The organism is Gemmatimonadaceae bacterium (assembly GCA_036496605.1).
Classification (GTDB): domain Bacteria; phylum Gemmatimonadota; class Gemmatimonadetes; order Gemmatimonadales; family Gemmatimonadaceae; genus AG2.
Genome location: DASXKV010000032.1, coordinates 50,133 through 72,996, shown reverse-complemented (window position 1 = coordinate 72,996; position 22,864 = coordinate 50,133). Strand labels below are relative to the sequence as shown.

The 22,864-nt window shown below is 63.4% G+C and carries 18 protein-coding genes; 11 read left to right on the top strand and 7 right to left on the bottom strand.

All coding sequences use genetic code 11. The annotated features are described in order from the left end of the window. Positions 1–112: 112 nt before the first annotated feature. Positions 113–1,231, top strand: coding sequence for an NAD-dependent epimerase/dehydratase family protein (locus VGH98_11055; protein HEY2376501.1), 1,119 nt, complete (start codon positions 113–115; stop codon positions 1,229–1,231). A 40-nt stretch (positions 1,232–1,271) separates the two neighbouring features. Here the strand turns inward: VGH98_11055 and VGH98_11050 are convergent, their stop codons facing one another. Genes VGH98_11050 through VGH98_11040 form a run of 3 tightly spaced genes read right to left on the bottom strand, consistent with a single transcriptional unit; the run spans position 1,272 to position 4,080 of the window. Next, the gene (locus VGH98_11050) at positions 1,272–2,546 is read right to left on the bottom strand and encodes a hypothetical protein (GenBank protein HEY2376500.1); all 1,275 of its coding nucleotides are present in this window, start codon (positions 2,544–2,546) and stop codon (positions 1,272–1,274) included. An 18-nt stretch (positions 2,547–2,564) separates the two neighbouring features. Beyond that, positions 2,565–3,197, bottom strand: a complete 633-nt coding sequence (locus VGH98_11045; protein HEY2376499.1) for a hypothetical protein — start codon at positions 3,195–3,197, stop codon at positions 2,565–2,567. Continuing rightward, positions 3,190–4,080, bottom strand: a complete 891-nt coding sequence (locus VGH98_11040) for a serine hydrolase (GenBank protein HEY2376498.1) — start codon at positions 4,078–4,080, stop codon at positions 3,190–3,192. Before VGH98_11040 ends, VGH98_11045 begins: the two co-directional genes overlap by 8 nt. Positions 4,081–4,248: 168 nt before the next feature. On the opposite strand from VGH98_11040, the gene VGH98_11035 reads away from it, so the two are divergent. Further along, a complete protein-coding gene (locus VGH98_11035; GenBank protein ID HEY2376497.1) occupies positions 4,249–6,294 on the top strand; it encodes a S9 family peptidase in 2,046 nt (681 codons plus the stop codon). 149 nt (positions 6,295–6,443) lie between these two features. Further along, entirely contained in the window at positions 6,444–6,923 is a 480-nt protein-coding gene (locus tag VGH98_11030; GenBank protein HEY2376496.1) for a hypothetical protein, read from the top strand. Between the two features lie 6 nt (positions 6,924–6,929). Here VGH98_11030 and VGH98_11025 read toward each other — a convergent pair whose 3' ends face one another. The 3 genes from VGH98_11025 to odhB all read right to left on the bottom strand — a co-directional run bounded on the left by VGH98_11025 (position 6,930) and on the right by odhB (position 10,450). Further along, on the bottom strand, positions 6,930–7,418 hold the full coding sequence (locus VGH98_11025) for a hypothetical protein (GenBank protein HEY2376495.1): 489 nt from the start codon (positions 7,416–7,418) through the stop codon (positions 6,930–6,932). A 22-nt stretch (positions 7,419–7,440) separates the two neighbouring features. Beyond that, positions 7,441–8,889, bottom strand: a complete 1,449-nt coding sequence (lpdA, locus tag VGH98_11020) for a dihydrolipoyl dehydrogenase (protein ID HEY2376494.1) — start codon at positions 8,887–8,889, stop codon at positions 7,441–7,443. Between the two features lie 241 nt (positions 8,890–9,130). Continuing rightward, positions 9,131–10,450 (bottom strand): 2-oxoglutarate dehydrogenase complex dihydrolipoyllysine-residue succinyltransferase, encoded by a 1,320-nt coding sequence (odhB, locus tag VGH98_11015; protein HEY2376493.1) that lies wholly within the window; start codon positions 10,448–10,450, stop codon positions 9,131–9,133. Positions 10,451–10,544: 94 nt separating this feature from the next. Here odhB and VGH98_11010 point away from each other — a divergent pair, with 94 nt between their 5' ends. From VGH98_11010 to VGH98_10975, 8 genes are all read left to right on the top strand, one after another. After that, positions 10,545–11,591 carry a zinc-binding dehydrogenase gene (locus tag VGH98_11010; GenBank protein HEY2376492.1) on the top strand — a complete coding sequence of 349 codons (1,047 nt, stop codon included), beginning with the start codon at positions 10,545–10,547 and terminating at the stop codon, positions 11,589–11,591. Positions 11,592–11,864: 273 nt separating this feature from the next. Next, complete coding sequence (locus tag VGH98_11005; GenBank protein ID HEY2376491.1) at positions 11,865–12,719, top strand: hypothetical protein; 855 nt, start codon at positions 11,865–11,867, stop codon at positions 12,717–12,719. 179 nt (positions 12,720–12,898) lie between these two features. Continuing rightward, entirely contained in the window at positions 12,899–15,418 is a 2,520-nt protein-coding gene (gene gyrA / locus VGH98_11000) for a DNA gyrase subunit A (protein HEY2376490.1), read from the top strand. 380 nt (positions 15,419–15,798) lie between these two features. Beyond that, positions 15,799–16,788 carry a threonine/serine dehydratase gene (locus tag VGH98_10995; protein ID HEY2376489.1) on the top strand — a complete coding sequence of 330 codons (990 nt, stop codon included), beginning with the start codon at positions 15,799–15,801 and terminating at the stop codon, positions 16,786–16,788. Next, positions 16,781–18,331, top strand: a complete 1,551-nt coding sequence (locus tag VGH98_10990; GenBank protein ID HEY2376488.1) for a diguanylate cyclase — start codon at positions 16,781–16,783, stop codon at positions 18,329–18,331. Before VGH98_10995 ends, VGH98_10990 begins: the two co-directional genes overlap by 8 nt. Positions 18,332–18,507: 176 nt before the next feature. Continuing rightward, entirely contained in the window at positions 18,508–19,443 is a 936-nt protein-coding gene (locus tag VGH98_10985; protein ID HEY2376487.1) for a serine/threonine-protein kinase, read from the top strand. A gap of 7 nt (positions 19,444–19,450) precedes the next feature. Next, the gene (locus VGH98_10980; GenBank protein ID HEY2376486.1) at positions 19,451–21,175 is read left to right on the top strand and encodes a M1 family metallopeptidase; all 1,725 of its coding nucleotides are present in this window, start codon (positions 19,451–19,453) and stop codon (positions 21,173–21,175) included. Between the two features lie 10 nt (positions 21,176–21,185). After that, on the top strand, positions 21,186–22,196 hold the full coding sequence (locus VGH98_10975; protein HEY2376485.1) for a hypothetical protein: 1,011 nt from the start codon (positions 21,186–21,188) through the stop codon (positions 22,194–22,196). Between the two features lie 28 nt (positions 22,197–22,224). Here the strand turns inward: VGH98_10975 and VGH98_10970 are convergent, their stop codons facing one another. Next, positions 22,225–22,689 (bottom strand): CoA-binding protein, encoded by a 465-nt coding sequence (locus VGH98_10970; GenBank protein HEY2376484.1) that lies wholly within the window; start codon positions 22,687–22,689, stop codon positions 22,225–22,227. Positions 22,690–22,864: the final 175 nt, after the last annotated feature.

Sequence of the window (22,864 nt, the reverse complement as noted above, 5' to 3'; positions counted from 1 at the left end):
ATTGGACGCGCTGAGCGGTCGCGACCGACGTCTGTAAGGATTTGGTCGGGCGGGTAGTCGCACGGCGCTCTCGCGCCTAACATCTGAGCCGACCTCGCATTCGCTTGGTGGTATGACGACAACGAGACGAGACTTCCTGAAGGCGAGTACGGTTGTTGGTGGCGCGCTGCTCAGCCGAGGCCTCCCTGCGCTGGCGCAAGCGGCGACGGGCCTCGGTGCGCCACGCGCGACATCGTCGCTCAATCTGCTCGTCCTCGGCGGCACCGGCTTCATCGGTCCTCATCTCGTCCGGCACGCGGTGTCGCGCGGGCATCGCGTGACGATTTTCACACGCGGGCGGCGCCAAGCGGATCTGCCTAACGAGATCGTTCGTCTCACCGGGGACCGGAATGGACACCTCGAGGCGCTCGTCGGAAAACGCTTCGACGCCGTCGTCGACGACTCGGCCACCAATCCGGAGTGGGTCCGGCAATCCGCACAGCTGCTCGAGGCCTCGGCCGGCCGTTATCTCTTCACGTCGTCGACGGGTGTCTACTACCCGTACTTGAAGCGCGGCCTCGACGAATCGTGGGCGCCACACCTCGATGTCGCCGATCCGAAGGACGAGTCGGAGACATATGGCGTGGCGAAAGCGCGCTGCGAGAAAGAGGTGCGCGACGCATTCGGCGATCGAGCACTCCTTGTTCGCCCGACGTACATCGTTGGCCCCGGTGACACCACCGATCGCTTTCCGTACTGGCCCGTGCGCCTGGCGCGCGGCGGCGAAGTGCTCGCGCCGGGCCGCCACGACGATCCAGTGCAGATCATCGATGTGCGCGATCTCGCGGAGTGGATGATCGGGCTGCTCGAGGAGCAGCGCTCGGGCGTCTACAACGCCGCCGGGCCCGAAGAGACCCTAACGATGCCGAGCTTTCTCGAGCAGGCCAAGGCGGCCCTCGGCGCCAACGTGAAGTTCACATGGGTGGACGACTACGCGTTTCTGGCGGAGCACAAGATCGACGAGGCGATTCCGTGGGCGCGGCTCGCGGGGAATGACGACGGCATGATGTCGATCAGCAACCGGAAGGCGATCGCGGCTGGCCTCACCTTCCGGCCTCTGGCGGTAACGGTGCGCGACACGCTCGCCTGGTGGCCGACCGTACCGACAACACGGCGTGAGCATCCGCACTTTACGATCACGCCGGAGCAGGAAGCGGACGCGTTGGCTGCGTGGCACGCGCGTGCGCAGTGAGGCGTAGTGTCATCCTGAGGCGACGTAGGGTCCAGGTCGCCTAGCGCTGAGGCGCCTCCCAGTCGTCCAGATGCCGGAGCAGGTAATCGAGCGAGAACACGTGCTTGCTGCGGTCGCGATCGCGGCGGAAGACGACGTGTGACCAGCCGCTCATTCCCGTCGGGGTGTACCAATCGTCGCGGCCCAGGTGCAAGCGGTCACCGTGAATGGCGCGAATGAGTACTCGCTCATATCGGGAACGTGGCAGCTCGTGCTCGGGGAAGAGATCCTCCCAGGCGCAGAGATGGCCAACGCTCTCGTACGACGGAGGACGGTCGGCGAGCTCCAGAAGCGACGGCGTCCGCCCCGCCATGACGGCGCCGACGAGGCGGAGAGAGAAGGGATCGGCGTAGCGGCGAATCGCCGGCCAGAAGTGCTTCGTGATGCGTCCCGCGATCTCACGCAGCGAGATCGATTCGCCGGTGCAGACGTCCCAGCGATCCGCGTCGACGTGCGAGGCGAAGGGATTGCGTGGGAAGCACGAGTCGCGCGCGACCCAACCCTTTCGCGAGCTATGGGGCGCCGGCGTGAACTGGCGAAAGATCGGGAGATCGCCGTGCTCCGGGCCATACAACTCGGCCAGTTCATAGCTCGGCCAGCTCATGACCTCACGCACGATGCCAACGATCACGGTCGCGGTCGCGATCATGAGCGCCGCGTCCGGCGTGAAATCGGCAGTGACCTCGACGCGGTTGCCACGCGGGCGCACGCCGATGCCGGTCGATTGACGGTTCGCGGCGAGCAGCATGACCGGCGCCGGCAAAAGATATGTAAGCAGGAGCGCGAGCTTTTCGACGGTGCGATCGGCCCTGCGATCGGGAGTCGGGAGATCGAACGAGACATTATAGTGAGTGCTAAACCCGACCAGTCGTACCTCATGGTCGTGTCGTGCCTGCCAATCGTCCAGCTCCTGCCGCAGAAAGAGAATGCTCTCCCACAGCGAGCGACCGGCCCGAGCGGCGCAGCCGCGTTCGATCTCGATCATCGGCGTCGCGAGCTCGATTACCCCGGTGTCGAAGTACACGGCGCTGCCGGTAGGTAAATGATAGGACCGGCCGGTGCGATGCATGAGCGGACCGCGGACGATGCGCCGTGGCGAGCCGAAGACGTCTTCGGGACGGACCGGCGCGCCGTCCATCACCACGACGAACTCCGCCTCGAGACCGATCGCTGGTCGTGAGACGATCGACGGCGACGTGCCTCGCGCGACGGGCGCGCGGCGCGCCGTTAGGCGCGGTTGCCGCTCTCGCTTGTTCCTCCCCGTCACAACCGCCATCGCTCGCGCGCCGCCCGCTCAGAGCGGGTCGCCCTCCAACTTCGGATTATACGGATCGCCCGGCGCGTCGCGCGGCACGGAGACGAGATATCCGAAGTCAATGTGCAGGTGATCGTCCGCGAAGCCGCGATCTTCGCCCACGGGGCGAATCCACGCGCCTGGCAGCGCATCGCGCGCGATCTCGGCGTATCGTTCGATCCGGTCGCGGGTATCGAGATACTCGTCGCCGACCCGGTATATGTTCACCGCCGACGCCCAGCAGTGCGTGGACGCATGGCTCGTGAGCTCGTGTTGCGGCGATCGATAGCCGCCGTTTGCGGCGATTCGCACCGGCTCACCCACAACGTCGCGGAAACGCTCCAGCAGTGCGGCGGTCAGCACGACGGCGCAGGGCACGTAGCGTGGGAAGAAGCGCAGCGGCGTCGCCTCGCGCACATCGGTGTGAATGAACTCCCACATGTGAAAGTGCGGTCCGAGCTCCATCTCCAACGCTGCGTTCCACGATGCAACTTCATAGAAGTACCGCGGCAGCTGGCGCGTTCGGCCCTCACGATCGCGCAACACACCACTCGGCACGAGTGCGTCGCGACGCGGCTTGTCGAGACGATAGCCGTCGACAATCCGGAGTGAGTCCGTGCGAAGATCAGGCATCCGACAGCGTTCCGCGCAATTGCTCGTACACCGCGTGCGACAGCGTGGCGATCGTCGGCGACCGGCTCCCCGCGTCGGGTGCCCACTCGGTGAGAATGGCGATCACATATGGTTTGCGCCCCGGCGCATAGACGACGCCGGCGTCGTGCGCCACCGTGGAGATGTCACCCGTTTTGTGGGCCACGCGCACCTCGCGCGGCAATCGCGCCGGAATTCCCTTCTTGAACTCCTGTTGATGAAGGATGTCGAGCATCTGGCGCGACAGCTCGGGTGAATAAGCGCGTTCCTCCGCGATCAGGCCCAGGAGTGCCACGAGGCCCTTCGCGGTAACACGGTTGATGATGCCGTGCTCGAACGCCTTCTCGTCTTCGACACCGCGGCGTACGTCGAGCCCCGTTAGGCCGAAGTGCGCGATCGTTCGCTGCACAGCGTCGAGGCCGATGAGGTCAAGCAGCAGGTTGGTCGCGAGGTTGCTGCTCGTCGCGATCATGTGATGAGCGAGCTCGCTCACACGCATCGTCTTGCCGATCGCCGCGTGCACCTCGGAGTCGGAATCACGATCGGCAAGCACGCGAAATGGCGAGCCGTCGTACGCGCTGAGAAAGCGGTTGCGGACATGCAGGCGCGATTGCGGCGCCAGGCGGCCGCGCGCGATCTCGCCGTAAACCGCGAGCAGGATCGCAACCTTGATCGTACTCGCGCCATGAAACCACCGATCTGCCTCGTAATGCAGTTCGGCCCCGGTCTCGGTATCGTGCAGCGCAACGGCGATGGCGCGCGCTCCCGAGTTCTTTGCGAGCGCCTCGATCTGCAGCCGCAATGCGTCGAGGTTGGTTGGGAAGGAGGGAGCTCGATCCCGGTTCAGCGCGGACGGGAGGGTCATGGCTCGGAGCTCTAGTCGCAAGGGCGGTGCCGGCGAGGTGAACAGTAAAGATCGCTGTGCGATCCGAACGGTGATGATTCCCCCTCGCCCCGCGGTGCGCGAGTTCCGATATTTAGCGCCGCTTCTCAGCATTCTTTTACCGGGCCCGACTCCCCCTGGAGGATCGTCATGCGCCGCACCTCCGCCGCGCTAGCATTGCTCGCGAGCACCCTTTTACTCACCTTCCTCGCACCATCGTCGCGCGCGCAGACAAAGCGCGCCTTACGAAGCGGCGACCTCTACCATCTCAAAGACGTTCGTGATCCGCAGATCTCGCCGGACGGCGGGTGGGTCGCGTATACGGTGACAACGGTCGACTCCGCGAAGGACAAGTCCGACAACGACGTCTGGATGACGAGTTGGGATGGCGCGACGACGATCCGCGTCACGTCGACTCCAGAGAGCGAGAGCTCGCCACGGTGGAGTCCGGATGGCCGCTATCTCGCGTTTCTCTCGGGCCGTCAGGAAGGAAAGGGCGCGCAGATTTGGCTGCTCGATCGACGCGGCGGCGAAGCGCAGCGCGTGACGCAGCTCCGCGGCGGCGTCTCCGAGTTCGCCTGGTCGCCAGATTCAAAGCGCATGATCCTCGTCGTCGACGAGGAAACGGATTCAGTCGCGCGCAAGGACACGTCGGAACACAAGACGCCGAAGCCGATCGTGATCGATCGGTACAGTTTCAAGCGCGACGTCGCCGGCTATCTCGGCACGAAGCGAAGCCATCTCTCGCTGTTCAACGCCGAGACGAAAAAGACAGAGACGCTGACATCCGGTCTCGACGACGACGGCTCGCCGAGCTGGTCGCCCGATAGCCGGATGATCGCATTCGTGCGCGGACCAGTCGCCGAGCCGGATCACTCACGCGACGACGACGTGTACGTCATCGAGGCGCGCGTCGGCGCGAGCCCGAAGCGTCTCACTGATTTCACCGGCCCCGACGGTGGACGGCCGGCCTGGAGTCCGGATGGCAAATGGCTCGCCTTCTTCCGAGGCGACGAGCCGAAGTATCAGGCCTACAATCTCAGCAAGCTCGCGATTGCGCCGAGCGATGGCAGCGCGCCGGCTCGCGTCATCACGGAGGCGCTCGATCGGCCACTTTCGAACGCGCAATTCAGCGCTGACGGAAAGTCGGTCTATGTCCTGTTGTCCGACGATCGCGAGCAGCAACTCGCGCGCGTGCGAGTGTCCGATGGCGCGGTCGAGCGGCTGATCACCGGTAAGCGTGTCGTCTCGGGCTATTCGACGAATGCATCGGGCAAGTTCGCCGTGATGAGCTCGACGCCTGAGCGCTCCGGCGAGGTCTACGCCTGGGAGAACGGCGCGCTGCGCCAACTCTCGCACCAGAACGATTCGATCTTCGCGCAGCTGCAGCTCGGAACGACCGAGGCGTTCTCGTCGAAAAGCAAGGATGGAACCGAGGTTCACGGTGTACTCGTTAGGCCGGCGAATGCTGCCGCCGGCAAGCTGCCCATGATCCTGTACATCCATGGCGGTCCGAATGGACAGGACAGCTACAGCTTCAGCTTCGATCGCGAGTTCTTCGCCGCGAGTGGCTATGCCGTTCTCTCCGTCAACTATCGCGGGTCGAGCGGTCGTGGCTCCGCATACCAGAAGGCGATCTTCGCGGATTGGGGTGATAAGGAAGTGATGGATTTGCTCGGTGCCGTCGATGAGGCCGTTCGCTCGGGCGTCGCCGATCCCGACCGGCTCGGCATCGGTGGTTGGAGTTACGGCGGCATTCTCACCGACTACACCATCGCATCCACGCCTCGCTTCAAGGCTGCGGTCGCCGGTGCGGGCAGTGCGCTGCAGCTCTCGATGTACGGCACCGATCAGTACATCACGCAGTACAATCAGGAAATCGGACCGCCTTGGAAAGCACAGGATCTGTGGATCAAGATTTCATATCCCTTCTTCCACGCCGATCGCATCAAGACGCCAACGCTGTTCATGGGTGGATCCGCGGACTTCAACGTGCCGATCATCGGCGGCGAGCAGATGTATGAGGCACTCCGCTCGCTCGGCGTACCAACCGGGCTCGTGATCTATCCGGGCCAGTTCCACGGCCTCACGCTGCCAACATATCGAACGGATCGGCTCGAGCGATATCTGGCGTGGTACGACAAATACCTGAAGACGACAACAACGGTTCAGGCGGGCGCAGCGAAAGCAAAGTAGAGAATGCTAAACGTCACAGGGACGGCGTTCGTCCCTGTGACGTTTTCGAAGCTGGTGAGGTCGCGCCGCGTCTCGACCGCACGCACGAACGTGGGCTCGTCGATTGCAAACCGCCGCTTCTTCGCAATGGACCCAACGCGGAGGAGCACATGACGAAAACTGGCTTGGCCCTGGTCGCGCTCGCGATGTTGCCGTCACTCGTGGCGGCACAGACCGATTCGTCGCGCATGCGTGTCGACACCACACGCGCTCGCCACGAGCGCACGTCTGCCGGCGCGATCGGTCGGGCGACGACGCACAATCACGGCCTGACGGCGGATCAGACGAAGCAGCTGCAGACCGCGCTCAGTCAGGCAAACTGCAATCCGGGCACGGCAGATGGCATTTGGGGCCCGCGGACGCAGCGTGCGATGAACTGCGCACGGCAGAAGAACAATATCACGGGCAACAACCCAAACGATGTTTTTCGTTCGCTCAACTTGAGTTTCACGACAACAGACAGCCTCGGCAGTCGAGCCGGCGGCCGCGGTATGAATCGCGTGCGTGGAGACACGTCGATGCGTCACTCCATGCGTGATTCGCTGCGACGGCCGCCGACGACAAGGAAAGACACCACGCCGAAGACGTGAGTTGCGTCAGAGTTCGCGTCGCAGGAGCGTGAGGGCAACCCCCTCTCGATAGAAGTCCGGTACGCGCGCTTCTTCCTCGAATCCTTCCGAGAAAAGAAGCGCGCGAACCTGTCCCATCGCCGGGTCGTCCGGCAACTCGGCGACGACGAGACGCGCTCCTTCACCACGTGCCTCGTCGAGCACGGCGCGCACGATGCGCTGGCCGACGTCGTCAGCACTCACGCTCGGCGCGAGCACGGCGAGGTGCAGCTTCCTGACGCCGACGGCACCGACAACGGCGCCGAACAGCGCGAGCGCGGCTACGGTTCCGTCGCGCTCGATCACGAGGGCACGATGCTCCTCGTCATGTCCGCTGCCGCGCTCAGCTAACTGGAGCACTTCCATCGCGCGATCGATGTATGGCGTAACGCCGAGCGCGCCCATGAGCAGCACGCGCGCGGCGACATGATCATCGGGCGAGAGCACACGTGGCGCCGCAGCGAAATACCCGGTCATGTTCCGCCGAGAAAGAGGCGGCCTAGATATGTAGAGCGCGCCCCAGAGCCGCCAGCGCCGCCTCCTTTGTCGATTCGGAAAGTGTCGGGTGGGCATGCACCGTCACGCCGATGTCGTCCGCGGAGGCACGATACTCGAATCCGAGGACCACTTCCGCGACCAGCTCCGACGCATTCGGACCTACGAGGTGGGCGCCAATCAGCTCGTCGGTGCGCGCGTCGGCGATGAATTTCACGAAGCCTGCATTCTCGCCCATGGTGCGCGCGCGACCGTTGGCGCTGTATGGGAATCGGCCGACGCGGTACTCGCGTGCACTCTCTTTCGCCTCACGCTCCGTAAGCCCGACGACCGCGACCTCCGGCCAGGTATAGACGACGTTCGGGATTGACCGGTAGTGCATGTGCACGTTGTGTCCAGCAATGACCTCTGCAGCCACGACACCTTCGTCCTCTGCCTTGTGGGCCAACATCGGGCCAGGAACGCAGTCGCCAATTGCGTAGACGTTAGGCACGCCAGTTCGCATCTGGTCGTCGACGAGAATCTCACCGCGTCGTCCGAGATTGAGACCGAGCGCCGCCGCGTCGAGGCCGCCGAGCGACGGCTTACGGCCGATTGCGACGAGCGCATAGTCGCCCTCGAGCGTCTCCTTGGCGCCGTCCTTCTCGATGTCGACGAGAACGCGATCGCCATCTCGACGCCCGCCGACGACACGTGTGGCCGTGCGAAGATCGAGTCCCTGGCGACGAAAAACGCGGTCGCACTCTTTCACAACGTCGTCGTCCATGCCCGGTAGAATCGTCGGCATCAGCTCGACGACGGTGACTTTGGCGCCAAGTCGTCGCCAGACGGAGCCGAGCTCGAGACCGATGACGCCACCACCGATGACGATCAGATGGCGGGGAACGCGAGAGATGGTGAGCGCGCCGATGTTCGAAAGGATGCGGTCTTCGTCGAATTTGAGGAACGGGAGCTCGATTGGTACGGAACCGGTCGCAATGATGACGTTCTTCGCGAGGTAGGAAGCAATACTGTCGTTCGGCGGGAGCCCCCCGGCCGCCGTGCTCGGCGCGACATTCGCCTCCAGCCCCTTGTCCGTCTTTCGCAGCGATCCCTTCCCCTTCGCCCACGCGATTTTGTTCTTCTTGAACAAGAATTCGATGCCGCGTGTGTTCTGCCCCACGACTTCATCCTTCCGCTTCAGCATCTGCGCCAGATCGACGGACAAGCCCGACGCTTCGATTCGTATTCCGTGCTCCGCAGCATGCTGCCGCGCAAACTCGTAATGCTCCGACGACGTCAGCAGCGCCTTCGATGGAATACATCCGACGTTGACGCATGTCCCACCCAGCGTCCTCTCCATCTCGACGCAGACGGTAGTGAGTCCAAGTTGCGCGGCCCGTATCGCCGCGACGTACCCGCCAGGGCCACCACCAATGATGACGACGTCAGCAGGTGTCAGTTCGGTTGCCATTGTTCTGATTCATTCGGTCTCGGACGCGAGCCTCATGCTGCGCCCGACGTGAAAGGTAAAGACACACGGAAGGGCATGGTCGTCGCCGTTCGTCGTTAGGCTCATGCTGGTGATTGGTCACCCGTCGTCGGTGACTGGGCCGGGTGACTGGTGGCTGGTGGTTGGTGAATAACAAAGGCCGGTGAGCTTTGCTCACCGGCCTTCAACGACCAACCACCAGCAACCGACGACCACCGACCGACTACTCCACAAGCATTGTCGCAGGATCTTCCATCAGCTCCTTCACGCGAACGAGGAAAAGCACCGCCTGCTGGCCGTCGATGATCCGGTGGTCGTACGACAGCGCGATATACATCATCGGACGAATCTCGACTTTTCCTGCGATCGCGACGGGTCGCTCCTGTATCTTGTGCAAGCCGAGAATGCCAACCTGTGGATAGTTGAGAATCGGCGTCGACACGAGCGAGCCGAACACGCCACCGTTCGTGATCGTGAAAGTGCCGCCGGTGAGATCTTCCATCGTCAACTTTCCATCACGGGCTTTCTTTGCGACGGTGGCGACATCGCGCGCGATATCGAGCAGCCCTTTGCGATCCGCATCCTTGATGCTCGGAACGACGAGTCCCGCGTCCGACGCAACCGCGATTCCCATGTTCACATAATGCTTGTAGACGATCGAGTCACCGTCGATCTGCGCATTCACCGTCGGATACGTCTTGAGGGCGAGACACGCCGCCTTCACGAAGAACGGCATTACCGACAGTTTGACGCCCTGCTCCTTCTCGATTCGCTCCTTCACCCGTCCGCGCAGCGCGTCGACGGCGCTCATGTCGATCTCGTTGAACGTCGTTAGGTGCGCCGTGGCGTGCTGCGACTCGAGTAGGTGTTCGGCGATTCGCTTGCGCCGCGTGGACATCTTCTCGCGTGTTTCCCGAGTGCCAGTTGACGCCGGTGCCGGACGAGACGGCGGCGCCGATACTGGTGCCGGTGGCGCGCTCACCGGCACGGCCGCGGACGGCGCAGCCGGACCGGCAACAGAAGGCCCTGCGCCGTCGCGCGATTGATCGATCACATCTGCCTTACTCACGACGCCGCCACGACCCGTCCCTCTCACGCCGGCCAGATCGATATTCTGTTGAGCGGCCAGACGTTCGGCGGCTGGTGACGCGCGCACTTCGCTCTTCGCAGGCGCCGCTGCTTTGGATGACGAGGCTGAAATTCCCGATGATGTCGGGGCGGATGAAGGAGGAGCCGCCGGAGTGGCCCGCTGCGCGGCAGCACCTGCTGCCGGTGCTGCAGGCTCCTTTTTCGGCGCCGCTGCCGCAGCGCTCTCGTCGATCTCGCCCAACAAATCGTCGACCTTCACGACGTCGCCCTCGGCGTGCAGCCGCTTCGTGAGCACGCCGCGACTCATCGCGGGAACCTCGACCGTGATCTTGTCCGTCTCCAGCTCGACCAGCGTATCACCAGGTGACACCTGATCGCCTTCCTTCTTCATCCATCGAGAGACGGTTGCTTCTACGATCGATTCACCGAGCGGAGGCACCTTGATTGATGTCATCGCCTGAGGAGCGCTGCGCCGACCATCGAGCCGTGTGCCGGCGAAAGGTTAATATGCGTTGTTGGTTGACCCGGAATATAACGGTACCCATTTCGTGAACGGCCTGACGATTTCCGCGCACGGCGACCTGGACCAGCTCGCGGTGCGAGACGATCTGCCGATACCCGAGCTGCGACGATCGAGCGATGTGCGCGTGCGCATTCGCGCCGCAGCACTGAATCATCTCGATCTCTTCGTCGTGCGCGGCTTACCTGGCGTCACGATCACTCCACCGTGGGTACTCGGCGCCGATGGAACGGGAATCATCGACGCAATCGGCGACGACGTTCGACGCGTGACGGTGGGTGACACCGTCGTGATCAACCCCGGCATCAGCGACAGGACGTGCGAATACTGTCTCGATGGCGAGCAGTCGTTGTGCGTTCGGTTTGGGATTCTTGGTGAGCATCTGCCAGGCACCATTGCCGAATACGTCGTCGTGCCAGCGGCGAATGTCCGTGCGATACCGTCATCGATCGCCGCTGATGTCGCCGCCGCCTTTACCCTTTCGACGCTGACCGCGTGGCGCATGGTCGCAACGCGTGCGCGTGTTCAGGCTGGCGATGAGGTGTTGATCTGGGGAATCGGAGGCGGCGTTGCAATCGCCGCGCTGCAGATCTGCAAGTATCTCGGAGCGCATGTGTGGGTGACGTCGAGTAGCGACACGAAGCTCGAACGCGCGAAATCACTTGGCGCGGACGAGATCATCAACCATGCAACGACGGATGTCGCCAAGCTCATTCGTGATCGCACGAAGAAGCGCGGCGTCGACGTCGTCGTCGACGACGTCGGCGCGGCGACATGGAAACAGTCGTTGCTCGCGCTTGGACGCCGCGGCCGCCTGGTGACGTGCGGAGCGACGAGCGGCCCGATGGTCGAAACGGATGTGCGACGCCTGTTCTGGAATCAGTGGTCCATCATGGGATCCACAATGGGAAACGACGCCGAGTTCGACGCCGTCGTCGAGCAGTTCCGGTCTGGTAAGCTCTACCCGCCTGTGGATTGCGCGTATCCACTGGGGCAGTCCGCGGCCGCATTCGAGCGGCTCGAGGGGGGCCAACAGTTCGGAAAGGTCGTGATCGAGGTAGGGGCGAGGGGTTAGGGAGCAGGGGCCGAGATGGAAAGAGCGCAATACTCCGTAGAAGAAGAGGTCGCGATTCGTAAGGCTGCGAGCGCGGACGAAACGCCCCACTGCCCGCGGGACGGATCCGCGATGACGACGCGCTCCATCGGCGGGGGGTCGTTCGGACTTGGATACGCTCGACGACGTGAGTGGCTCATCTGTCCCGAATGCCGCCGGAGTGTAATCTTCGATCAGAAGCGGGGCACGCGAAACTAGCCTCGCACGCGACACGCTCATTCTCAAGGGTTCTTGGTGCAGTTCCCTCAGGCAACAGATTCGCTCAACTTCGGCGACCGGCTGCAGACCAGCTTTTCACAGGTCTTCGGGCAGCTCGCGCTGCCCTTGTTAGGCGCGCTCGTCATTCTCTTCGCCGGTTACCTCCTGGCGAAAGTTTTGGAGAAGCTCACCGAGCGACTCCTTCGTCGTATTCGGCTCAATTATCTCCTGGAGCGCGGGGGCGTCACGCAGGCCGTGGAGCGGTCGGGCACGCACGTCAACCCGACACGGGTGATTTCGAATCTCGTTTTCTGGCTCGTGATGTTCACGGTGATTCTGCTCGCCGCGAACGCGTTGGGCCTGCAGTCACTCGCGAATGTCGTGTCGACACTCGTGAGTTATATCCCGAGCGTCATCGCCGCGATCGTGATCGTACTCGTCGGCATCGTGCTCGGAGGCTTCGTCGGTGGACTGATTCAAGCGTCCGCGGGAGGATTGCACGGCGGCCGCGCCCTCGCGCGAACCGGCCGCGGCGGCGTGATCCTCCTCGCGGTATTCATGGCGCTGCAGGAGTTGGGCATCGCGACGGACATCGTGACCACTGCCTTCGCGATTCTCTTCGGCGCCATCGCACTCGCGATGGCGCTGGCATTCGGCCTCGGGAATCGTGACCTCGCGGGGGAGGTGACACGCGAGTGGTACGAGCGGTGGCGTCGGGAGCGAGAGGATCTGCTCGAGCGCGAGCGGGCGGCCGAGGCCGCGGACGCCGCGGAGATCGAGGAAGAAGAGCGCGAAATCGCGCGCACGGCGGAGCGGGAAACGGAGCGCCGCGAAGCAGCCGCAGCCGCGCGGAGGGGTAACGTGGCGACCGATTCGGAGAGCCACGCGTAGATCCTCGCCGTCGACGAGAGGAACGCTCACGTCGCATGAGCTAAAGGACTGAAAAATCTCAACTTAGGTGAGGCCGGGCGAATTGATTTGCGCCCGTCGCCGGGCTAAATTTCAGCCTTCCTTCCGCGGGCCCGATGTGGCTCGCCTCCTGTTATTCTGGCTGGATTGCTGGGACCTCAATGACCGCACCAAACAATCGAGAACGTATTCTCCCGCGTCTCATCGATGAGGAGATCAAAGAGTCGTTCATCAACTATTCGATGAGCGTGATTGTGTCGCGCGCGCTGCCCGACGTGCGCGACGGATTGAAGCCGGTGCACCGACGAATCCTGTACGCGATGAACGATCTCGGGCTGGTCCCCAACCGGCCGTTCAAGAAGTCGGCGACCGTCGTCGGTGACGTTCTCGGGCGGTTCCATCCGCATGGCGACTCCGCGGTTTACGATGCGCTCGTCCGCATGGTGCAGGACTTCTCACTGCGTTATCCGCTGGTCGATGGACAGGGGAATTTCGGCTCGATGGACGGCGATCCGGCGGCGGCCTACCGATACACCGAGGCTCGCCTAACGCCGATCGCGACGGAGATGTTGGCCGACATCGACAAGAATACGGTCGATTTCGCGCCAAATTTCGATGATCGGCTGCAAGAGCCGAAGGTGCTGCCGGCGGGGCTGCCGAACCTTCTCGTGAACGGCTCGTCAGGCATCGCGGTCGGCATGGCGACGAACATTCCGCCGCACAATCTGAGCGAAGTCGTCAGCGCCGTCCTTCATCTGATCGATAATCCGGAAGCGACGATCGGCGATCTCCGGAAGATCGTCAAGGGTCCTGACTTCCCGACGGGCGCGTATATCTACGGGCGGCAGGGGATCAAGGATTATCAGGAGACGGGACGCGGGCGCATCGTTATGCGCGCGCGCGCCGTGATCGAGGAGCGTGAGACGTCGAACAAATCGCAGATCGTCGTCACGGAGATTCCATATCAGGTCAATCGCGCGAATCTCGTGAAGGCCATCGCGGATCTCGTGAGAGACAAGAAGCTCGAGGGAATCTCGGATCTGCGCGACGAGTCCGCGGACGAAACGCGCATCGTCATCGAGCTGAAGCGCGATGCCATTCCCCGCGTCGTGCTGAATCAGCTGTACAAGCATACGGCGATGCAGTCGACCTTCGGCGTCATCATGCTCGCGCTGGTGCCCGACGCGACGACGAAGCAGCTCGTGCCGAAGGTGATGCCGCTCCGCGAGATGCTGGAGCACTTCATCACCCACCGGCACGACGTCATCGTCCGGCGCGCGCAGTTCGAGCTCGAGAAAGCGCTCGAGCGCGAGCACATCCTCGAAGGTCTCAAGATCGCCGTCGACAACATCGACGAGGTCGTGCAGATCATTCGCAAGGCGAAGGACACGCCAACTGCGAGCGATCGCTTGCAAAAGCGATTCAAGCTCTCCGAGCGTCAGGCCGAGGCCATTCTCAATATGCGGCTCGCCAAGCTCACCGGCCTCGAGATCGAGAAGCTGGAGGAAGAGCTGAAGGAAGTGCAGGCGACGATCAAGGACCTGCGTGCGCTGCTCGAGTCCAAGGCGAAGCGCATGACGCTCATGAAGCAGGAGTTGAAGGCGGTCGCCGACAAGTACGAGGACGAGCGCCGCACCGAGATCACGAGCGACGAAGGCGAATTCACGATCGAGGATCTCATCGCCGAAGAGGAGATGGTGGTGACCATCTCACACTCCGGCTACATCAAGCGGACCTCGGTCTCCACGTACAAGAAGCAGCGGCGCGGAGGGCGCGGCAACAACGGCGCGACGCTCAAAGACGAGGATTTCGTTGAGCATTTGTTCATCGCATCGACGCACGATTACGTGCTCATCTTCACCGAAGATGGACGCTGCTTCTGGCTCAAGGTCCACGAGATTCCGCAGGCGGGCCGCGCGGCGAAAGGCAAGCCCGTCGTCAATCTCATCAACGTCGCCGCGGAGACGACAATTTCCGCGCTGGTCGCGGTGAAGGTATTCGCCGACGATCAATTCCTGCTCTTCGCGACGAAGAACGGCACGGTCAAGAAGACGAGCCTCTCCGAGTATGCCAACCCACGCTCGACGGGCATCAAGGCCGTGAAGATCGAGGGCGGCGACGAGCTCATCGACGTTCAGATCACGAGCGGCACGAATGACATCGTGCTCGCCACGCGGCACGGGCTGTCCATTCGATTCCATGAGGCGGACGTACGCGAGATGGGTCGCGACACCACTGGCGTGAAAGGCATCGAGCTCGGCGACGAGGACCAAGTCATCGGCATGGTCGTGATCAAGCGTGAGGCGAATCTGCTCGTCGTCACCGAGAAGGGCATGGGTAAATGCTCGCCGATCGATGAATACAGGGTCCAGCGGCGAGGTGGTAAGGGCATTATCACCGTCCATCGCACCGAAAAGACAGGTGACGCGGTGTCGATCAAGGAGGTATTGCCCGACGATGAGTTGATGCTCATCACCAAGCAGGGCGTTGCGATCCGTATGCCCGTGAAGGGGATTCGTGTCTCGGGCCGCAACACGCAGGGCGTCAGGCTCGTCAACCTCGACGAGAACGATCTCGTGATGGACGTCGCGCGCGTCGTGCCTGAGGATGAGGGCGAAGTTGCCGGCGACGACTCCGGCGAAGTCGTGCCCGTCGGTCCAGAGGACGACGATGAGGAATAGCAACGGAAACCGGACGAAATGACGGACGGTGGCGTATGTGTGCGAACGAACTTTGTACACGTGCCCGCCTCCGCTTTTTTCCGGATTTCCTTCACTGCGGCGTGCTGGCGATCTTGAGTTCTTCTCGGCTTTACCAGCCACTCGTGCAATGCTAGCTTAGGCGGCCCTCCCTTCGCCGCAACGCGTCCCGTCGCTCGACCGGGAACGGGCGCATTCACGCGCCGCAATTACGGCGCGGAGTGACGCTGCCGCGACTTCGGGAGGCTCGACCGAAAAAAAACTTCCTCATTGCGGAAGCGTGACGCGCCCTCGGTTCGCGAAGCTGCGTCCTTGTGTTCTGCGCTCGTGCGCGATGAGCTTGCCAATGGAGTCAAGAACGCATGACGACGATGTCCGCGAGCCAACTCGGCCTCGTGACTCTCGACGACATCGAGAGCGCTGCCCGCGGTCTCGAGGGCGTCGCTGTTCGAACACCCTTGCTTGCTTTCGACGCGGTCTCGGAACGCGTCGGCGCGCCCGTGTTCGTAAAGCCCGAAATGCTGCAGCGCGGCGGGGCGTTCAAGTTCCGTGGCGCTTATACGTATCTGTCCCGTCTCTCAGCCGAAGAGCGTGTTAAGGGCGTGATCGCGCCCTCCTCCGGCAACCACGCACAAGCCGTCGCTCTGGCAGCGAAGCTATTCGGCGTTCCTGCCACCGTCGTCATGCCGACTACCGTCACACCGGCGAAGCGTGCCGGCGCCGAGCGACTCGGCGCGCGCATCGTTCTCGCGGGCACAACTACAAACGACCGCTACGAGAAGGCGCTCGAGATCGTTCACAACGAGGGCGGCACGCTCGTGCCGCCCTACGACGATCCGGCAATCATCGCAGGACAAGGAACTCTCGGTCTCGAGATCGCCGCCGACGCGCCAGAGGTCGGTACCGTCCTCGTTCAGGTAGGTGGTGGAGGGCTGAGCGCCGGCGTTGCGACCGCCGTCAAAGAGCGAGTGCCGTCGGCACGTGTCGTTGCTATCGAGCCGTCTGGTGCCCCGAAGCTGAGCCGCGCCCGCGCGGCTGGGCACCCGGTACGTCTCGAAAAGACGAAGAGTCTCGCCGATGGTCTGATGGCGGTAGAGATCGGGCGTCTTCCTTTCGCCCATCACGAGCGATACGTCGACGAGGTCGTCACGGTCGACGACGCATCACTTGCTCCAGCGGTGCGGCTGCTGCTCGATCGCATGAAGCTCGTGGCCGAACCCAGTGGAGCGATCACGATCGCCGCACTTCTCGAGGGACTCGTTAGGCCCCGGGACTCGCGCCCCGTCGTCGCGGTTTTGAGCGGCGGCAATATCGAGTGGGACGGACTTCAGGAGCTGCTCTCGCGTGCGTGAGAGTTCTGGCGACCCGCTTCCCACCGCTCAACACACCGACGCGCCAACGATTGGTCGGGGTGCTCCGGCCGCGCCGCACGTTTTGGTTGCCAATGACGACCCCCACGCGAGCAGTGCCCTTGCATGGCTGCTGCGCGAGCAGGGTTATCAAGTCACGAGCATTTCCGAGCGACGTCATCTGATCGACGCGCTCGAGCGCAGCAGGCCCGACCTCCTTCTCGTCGACGTCGAGAATCTCGGTCCGGACGGCGAGCAGCTCCTCGAGCGCGTAAAGCGCGACGAGCGCTGGCGCGACGTGCCGATCGTCGTCGCAACGACGCTGCCATCGAATGGGAAAGCCTCGACGGCGCTCGTGCCACCACGGATGGCCGACGATTACGTCACGAAGCCCTTCCGCGTCCCTGAGCTCCTCGCGCGAATTCACACCCAGCTCCGTGCGCAGACCGAGCTCCGCTCTGCTCGTGTCGCGCTCGCCGCTGCTCGCGCCGAGCTCGAACGCGCGCGCGAGGACGTGGCGAGTAATCGCCAGATCGTCGACATCCTGAATGAAGTCACAGGCGAGCTCTCGGCGACGGAGATCTACCGCATTCTCGTCCGCCGCGTCTCGCGCGCCCTTGGGTTGTCGCGCTGTGCCGTGGTCCTGGGAAGCGCCGGGGACACGGTCGGCGTCGTAGCGGCGTCTTGCGAGGATTTGCGAACGCCGAATCTCGAGATCCAGCTCGAGCGCTATCCGGAGATCGTTGCCGCCCTCGGGAATCAGCGCCCCGTGCTGGTCCGCGACGTTCAGGCCGATCCCCTTTTCGAGTCGGCGCGCAAACGCTGGCTCGAGGAGGGCAAGGACGTGCCTCTCCGCTCGGTCGCCGCGCTGCCATTCAGTATCGATCGATGGCGCTCTGGTGTGCTCATGCTCAAGAGCGACCGGTTTGAGAGGAACCTGACGCAGTATGACGTCGAGTTCGCCGAGACGGTCTTGAATGCTGCCGTTGCCGCGATCAAGCGTGCCCAGGCGCTCGAGTCGACGCGGGCCGACAATAGACGCCTCGAGGCGCTTGCCACGACCGATCCCCTCACTCGTCTGCTGAACCGACGGGCGCTACTCGAGCGGCTATCCCGGGAAGTCGACCGCGCCAAGCGCTACGAGTCCATGCTCACGTTGCTCCTCCTGGACATCGATCACTTCAAGCGGATCAACGACGAACGGGGACACCTGGTCGGAGACGGCGTTCTGCGGCAGATCGGTGCGCTCGTAGATGCGTCCGTGCGAACCGTAGACATCGCGGCACGTTACGGGGGCGAGGAATTCGTGCTGATCCTTCCGGAGACGTCTCAGGAGGGCGGGATCATCTTCGCGGAACGCCTCCGGGAGTCGATCGAGCGATATCCGTTCGACGCCAGCAGCGAGGAACCACTCCATTTGACGGCCAGCATCGGCGTTGCCACCTTTCCGTCACCGCGCGTAGACTCAACCGAGGATTTATTCGCGCGAGCCGACGAGGCGCTGTACCGCGCCAAGTCCAGCGGTCGGAACCAGGTGCGCACCTGATGAATCGCTGTCCCGCCTGCGGCACGACATACCCTCCTGACGCGCGGTTTTGCCCTCGCGACGGGTCGCGGCTCGTCTCACGATCGGTTCTGAGCCCCGCGTCGGGAACCAGTGGCTCTGCGCCCGCGGCACCGAGCAATACCCCGCCGCGTCCGACGGAGCCGCCCGTGCGCTCGATGCGGCAAACGCCGCTCACGGCAGCGAACCTCACGGGCAGGACGCTTGACGGTCGCTACAAGATGATTCGGAAGGTCGGCGAGGGCGGAATGTCGTTCGTGTACCTCGCTCACGACGTCGCGACCCAGGAACGGTTCGCGATCAAGGTCCTCTCGCCGGCTTTATCCGAAGACGTGAACGCCATGCAACGGCTGAGGCGGGAGGCAGCGCTCGGCATGCGTCTCGCCCATCCGAACATCTGTCACATCATGCGGCTTGGCGAAACCGAAGATGGTCTGGTCTATGTCGTCATGCCGTTCGTCGAAGGTGAGCTGCTCGCGGATCGTACGAACCGCCTTGGGCAGATCTCACTCGAAGACACCGCGCGCTTTGTGCGAGACATGTCGGAGGGGCTGCATGTCGCGCATCAGCTTAAAATCGTGCACCGCGATCTCAAACCCGAGAACGTGATGATCTGCAGTCGGCCGGATCCAGATGGCACTGAATACGCCGTCGTCATGGACTTCGGACTGGCGAAGGAGCGTCGCGCCGAGGGGGAGCTGCAAAAGCTGACAGCGACGGGGATCATCCTCGGGACCCCGGAGTTCATGAGCCCGGAGCAGTTGCGCGGCAAAACGCTCGACCCCCGTACCGATATCTATTCGCTCGCGTTGCTCGTCTACGAGATGCTCACGGGAAAGCTGCCGTTTCAGGGACGTACCCAGCAGGAGATGATGATCTCGCGTCTCCGCAACGATCCGATTCCACTGCGTCGCATGCGTGCGGAACTCACCTTTCCCGAAGCGGTTGAGCGTGTGCTCAACAAGGCAATGCAGCGCGCGCCCGAGGCTCGATATCAAACGACCCTCGAGTTCGCCGAGGCCTTCACCGCCGCGGCCGTGGACGGCACGACGCCGGGCGACTCGCGCATTCTGGGGAAGTTGTTTGGGCGTTAGGCAAACCGTGCGCGCGCAATGCCTCGCGCCACTCGTTACCGCGTTGGTGATTCCAGCATGCCTGGCGGCGCAGGCGAGCATCGGCCCTGGCGCAACGCGCGACGCGGCAATCGAGCATCGATACCGTCCCGGCGTCGATGTGCAGAGCTACGAGCTCTCGCTCGATCTGCCGGCAGCGGGCAACGTGATCAGCGGCTATGCCGTGCTGCTTATACGTCATACCGAGCGCGTCGACACGCTCGTGCTCGATCTCGTGCGTCTCACCGTCGACAGCGTACGAATGAGCGGCGCGCGCGTGCCATTCACGCGTACGGCGAAGGAGATTCACATTCCTTTTCAGCCACGGGGCAAGCAGTCGATACCCGTCGAGGTTGCATACCATGGAGCGGTAGAAGACGGGCTCATCGTGCGCACCGACAGCGCGGGCCGGTGGACGGGCTTCGGCGACAACTGGCCGAATCGCGCTCGCTTCTGGATCCCGAGTGTGGATCATCCGAGCGACAAGGCCACGGTGAGCTGGACCGTCACCGCACCCGCGGGAAGGACGGTGGTGGCGAACGGGCTGCTCGTCGACCGAACGCCGCTGCCTAACGGACGCGTACGCACGCGGTGGCGCGAGTCGCATCCGATCGCGCCGTATCTCATGGTGATCGCCGCGGCGCCGCTCACCGAGTACTCGCTTGGGCCAACGGCATGTGGCTTCGCGAATGGCGAGAGACGCGAGAGCGAGCGCGAAGCGCGAGCGACTTCAAATAGGCAAGCATCCGCGAGCCCGGCGAGCGGCTGTGTTCAGCAACACGTGTATACGGCACCCGAACAGCGCGCGATGCTGCCGGGGGCTTTCGCGCAGGCTGGCGAGATCGTTCGCTACTTCTCATCGCTCGTGGGTCCGTTCCCGTACGAAAAGCTCGCGCATCTCCAATCGTCGACGCGTTTCGGTGGAATGGAAAACGCGACGGCAATTTTCTACGCCGACGCCTTGTTCCGCACCGGACGAATGGGCGAAGGCATCATCGCTCACGAGACCGCTCACCAATGGTTCGGCGACGCGGTCACCGAGCGAGAGTGGCCACACCTCTGGCTCTCGGAAGGGTTTGCGACCTACTTCGCCGCGCTTTGGAGCCAGCACGCCCATGGCGACAGCGCCTTCCGACACGATATGCAGGGCATTCGGTCGGAGGTGCTCGCTGACTCTGCTGCCGTCCCGACGCACGCAGTAATCGACGCGACGCAGCACGACCTGCTCGCACTGCTCAACGTAAACAGCTACCAGAAGGGCGGTTTCGTCCTCCACATGCTCCGGCGGCAAGTGGGCGACACCGCGTTTTTCGCGGCGCTCCGCAATTACTACTCGAGCTTTCGCGATGGCACCGCACTCACGGACGATCTCCGTGAGGCCATGGAGCGGGCGAGTGGCCAGAAGCTCGACTGGTTCTTTCACCAGTGGCTCGAGCGCCCTGGTTTTCCCGAGATCGACGTGACCTGGTCATCCGATTCGTCGTCGCACCAGATAACACTCGACGTCGTTCAGGCCACTCACTTCGGTGCTTTCCGCTTCCCACTCACCGTGGAAGTTCTAGGTGCCGACGGAGCGCCCCGACGGGCGACCGTGCTCGTGCCAGCGGAGATTCATTCTCACCTCGCGTTTCCGCTGTCGGTGTCGGCGCCACGAATGCTCGTCGCTGACCCCGACGTCGAGCTCCTCGCACGCGTCACCGTCCACCCTCAGTAGCCAGCGACACATGAGAGATCTCGCGCAACGCCTGCTCCCGCGTCGAACAGAGGGGCTGGTGCTCGTCGCCATGTTGGCGGTCCTTCTCGCGTGCGCGACATCGAGCCGCGCGACGGCGCAGCTCGGCGGCGGGATTGCAGAGGCGGACTCGATGCTCGCTGCCGGTCGCGTTGGCGCAGCGGAATCGCTGTACTACTCGGCATCGAGCGCGCGGCCGCGGGACGCAGTTGCTCGTGCCGCGCTCGGCCGCTATCTCGCCGCGCGGGGCGCGCTGCGCATCGGCGCTGTTCTGCTCGAGGAGGCAAGGCTCTTCGGCGGCGACACGACCCGGATCGCTCGCTCGCTGGCCCCGATCTACGGCTCGTTAGGCGATTATCGTGCGCTCGCCTCGCTGCCAGCGACACCGCTGTCACCCGCGGAACAGAAGCGAGTTCGCTGGCTCGTGAGTCACCCGCCCGTGCTCGAGTTTCCCGATTCGGTGGTGACTCTCGGCTACAAGCCGCTCGTTGATGGTTCGGGAGTCGGCGTGGTCTCGCTAGGCATCGGCGAGCATCGCGTCGATGCACTCATCGACCCTCGTGGCTCGGGCGTCCTGCTGCGCGGCCGCGCGGCGCGCAGTCGCGACGGACTGCGCGTGTTCGGTGAAGATTCGAGCGGTGTCGCGGCGGTTGTCTCGGAGCTGCATCTTGGCGACGTCACGCTGAGCAATGTGACAGCGCGATTGGCCACGGACACCAGCCGCCGCGCTAAGCGTGAGCGTCAGAGCGTCGTTATTGGGCTGGACGTGTTACGTCGCCTCACACCGACGTTCGATCCGGTGGCGCAAACGATCACATTGAGGCGCGGACAGATTTCTGCGATGACGGTGGGTACGCGCTGTCCAATGCTCATCGACGAGCAAGGTCTTCGCTTCATCGTCGAGGGTCACTGGGAGACCGGCGCTTCGGCGGCGGCCGCGAAGCTGCTCGGAACGCAGCGCTGGACGAGCGACGCGAAGCACGGCGTACTGCTGCTGCAGTAGGTTCTGTCGTGCTGAGTGAAAAGAAGTGCTACTTCCCGATGTGCTGCAACTCCACCATCAAGCAACGATCCTGCACGACATCGATGCCCGCGCGCGCGAGCTGTTCGGCTGCGTCATCGCTGCGGATGCCGAGCTGAAACCAGACTGATTTGGGTTGCTTGCGAATGATGTCGTCGACATGCGCGGGAATGCGGTGCGGCCGGCGAAAGACATTCACCATGTCGACTTCGCCGGGAATCTCCGCGACGGTTCTGTAGACTCTTTCCCCGAGTATTTCCGTGCACTCCGGGTAGTACACTGGCACCGGGACGATCTCGAACCCGGCCTGCTGCACGTACTCCGGAACATAGAATGCGGGAGCAGCAGATTCTGCGATCTTGATGCCGAGCACGGCGATCCGGCGCGTCTCCTCGAGCACGCGACGAATGCCACGCGTGTCCTCGATGAGATGACGGCGCCAATCGCTGGTGTTCGCGAGCGCGGGCTCGCTCATGTGCATCTCATAGTTATCGGGCCTCGATGATAACGAGGGAGAATCTCCCTTAGGCTGCCGCTCTCAAATTCCATTCCCGGCACATCGATCGACAACCTTAGTCGGGTGCCGTGTGAGAAGGGACGTGTTTAGCTTTTCCGTTGCCCTGCAGCGTTTTCACCACTTGAGGAGACGT

Excerpts from the sequence above, each read along its gene's own strand:
- VGH98_11055 (HEY2376501.1), top strand. The coding sequence starts at position 113 with ATGACGACAACGAGACGAGACTTCCTGAAGGCGAGTACGGTTGTTGGT.
- VGH98_11050 (HEY2376500.1), bottom strand. The coding sequence starts at position 2,546 with ATGGCGGTTGTGACGGGGAGGAACAAGCGAGAGCGGCAACCGCGCCTA.
- VGH98_11045 (HEY2376499.1), bottom strand. The coding sequence starts at position 3,197 with ATGCCTGATCTTCGCACGGACTCACTCCGGATTGTCGACGGCTATCGT.
- VGH98_11040 (HEY2376498.1), bottom strand. The coding sequence starts at position 4,080 with ATGACCCTCCCGTCCGCGCTGAACCGGGATCGAGCTCCCTCCTTCCCA.
- VGH98_11035 (HEY2376497.1), top strand. The coding sequence starts at position 4,249 with ATGCGCCGCACCTCCGCCGCGCTAGCATTGCTCGCGAGCACCCTTTTA.
- VGH98_11030 (HEY2376496.1), top strand. The coding sequence starts at position 6,444 with ATGACGAAAACTGGCTTGGCCCTGGTCGCGCTCGCGATGTTGCCGTCA.
- VGH98_11025 (HEY2376495.1), bottom strand. The coding sequence starts at position 7,418 with ATGACCGGGTATTTCGCTGCGGCGCCACGTGTGCTCTCGCCCGATGAT.
- lpdA (HEY2376494.1), bottom strand. The coding sequence starts at position 8,889 with ATGGCAACCGAACTGACACCTGCTGACGTCGTCATCATTGGTGGTGGC.
- odhB (HEY2376493.1), bottom strand. The coding sequence starts at position 10,450 with ATGACATCAATCAAGGTGCCTCCGCTCGGTGAATCGATCGTAGAAGCA.
- gyrA (HEY2376490.1), top strand. The coding sequence starts at position 12,899 with ATGACCGCACCAAACAATCGAGAACGTATTCTCCCGCGTCTCATCGAT.
- VGH98_10995 (HEY2376489.1), top strand. The coding sequence starts at position 15,799 with ATGACGACGATGTCCGCGAGCCAACTCGGCCTCGTGACTCTCGACGAC.
- VGH98_10985 (HEY2376487.1), top strand. The coding sequence starts at position 18,508 with ATGCGGCAAACGCCGCTCACGGCAGCGAACCTCACGGGCAGGACGCTT.
- VGH98_10975 (HEY2376485.1), top strand. The coding sequence starts at position 21,186 with ATGAGAGATCTCGCGCAACGCCTGCTCCCGCGTCGAACAGAGGGGCTG.
- VGH98_10970 (HEY2376484.1), bottom strand. The coding sequence starts at position 22,689 with ATGAGCGAGCCCGCGCTCGCGAACACCAGCGATTGGCGCCGTCATCTC.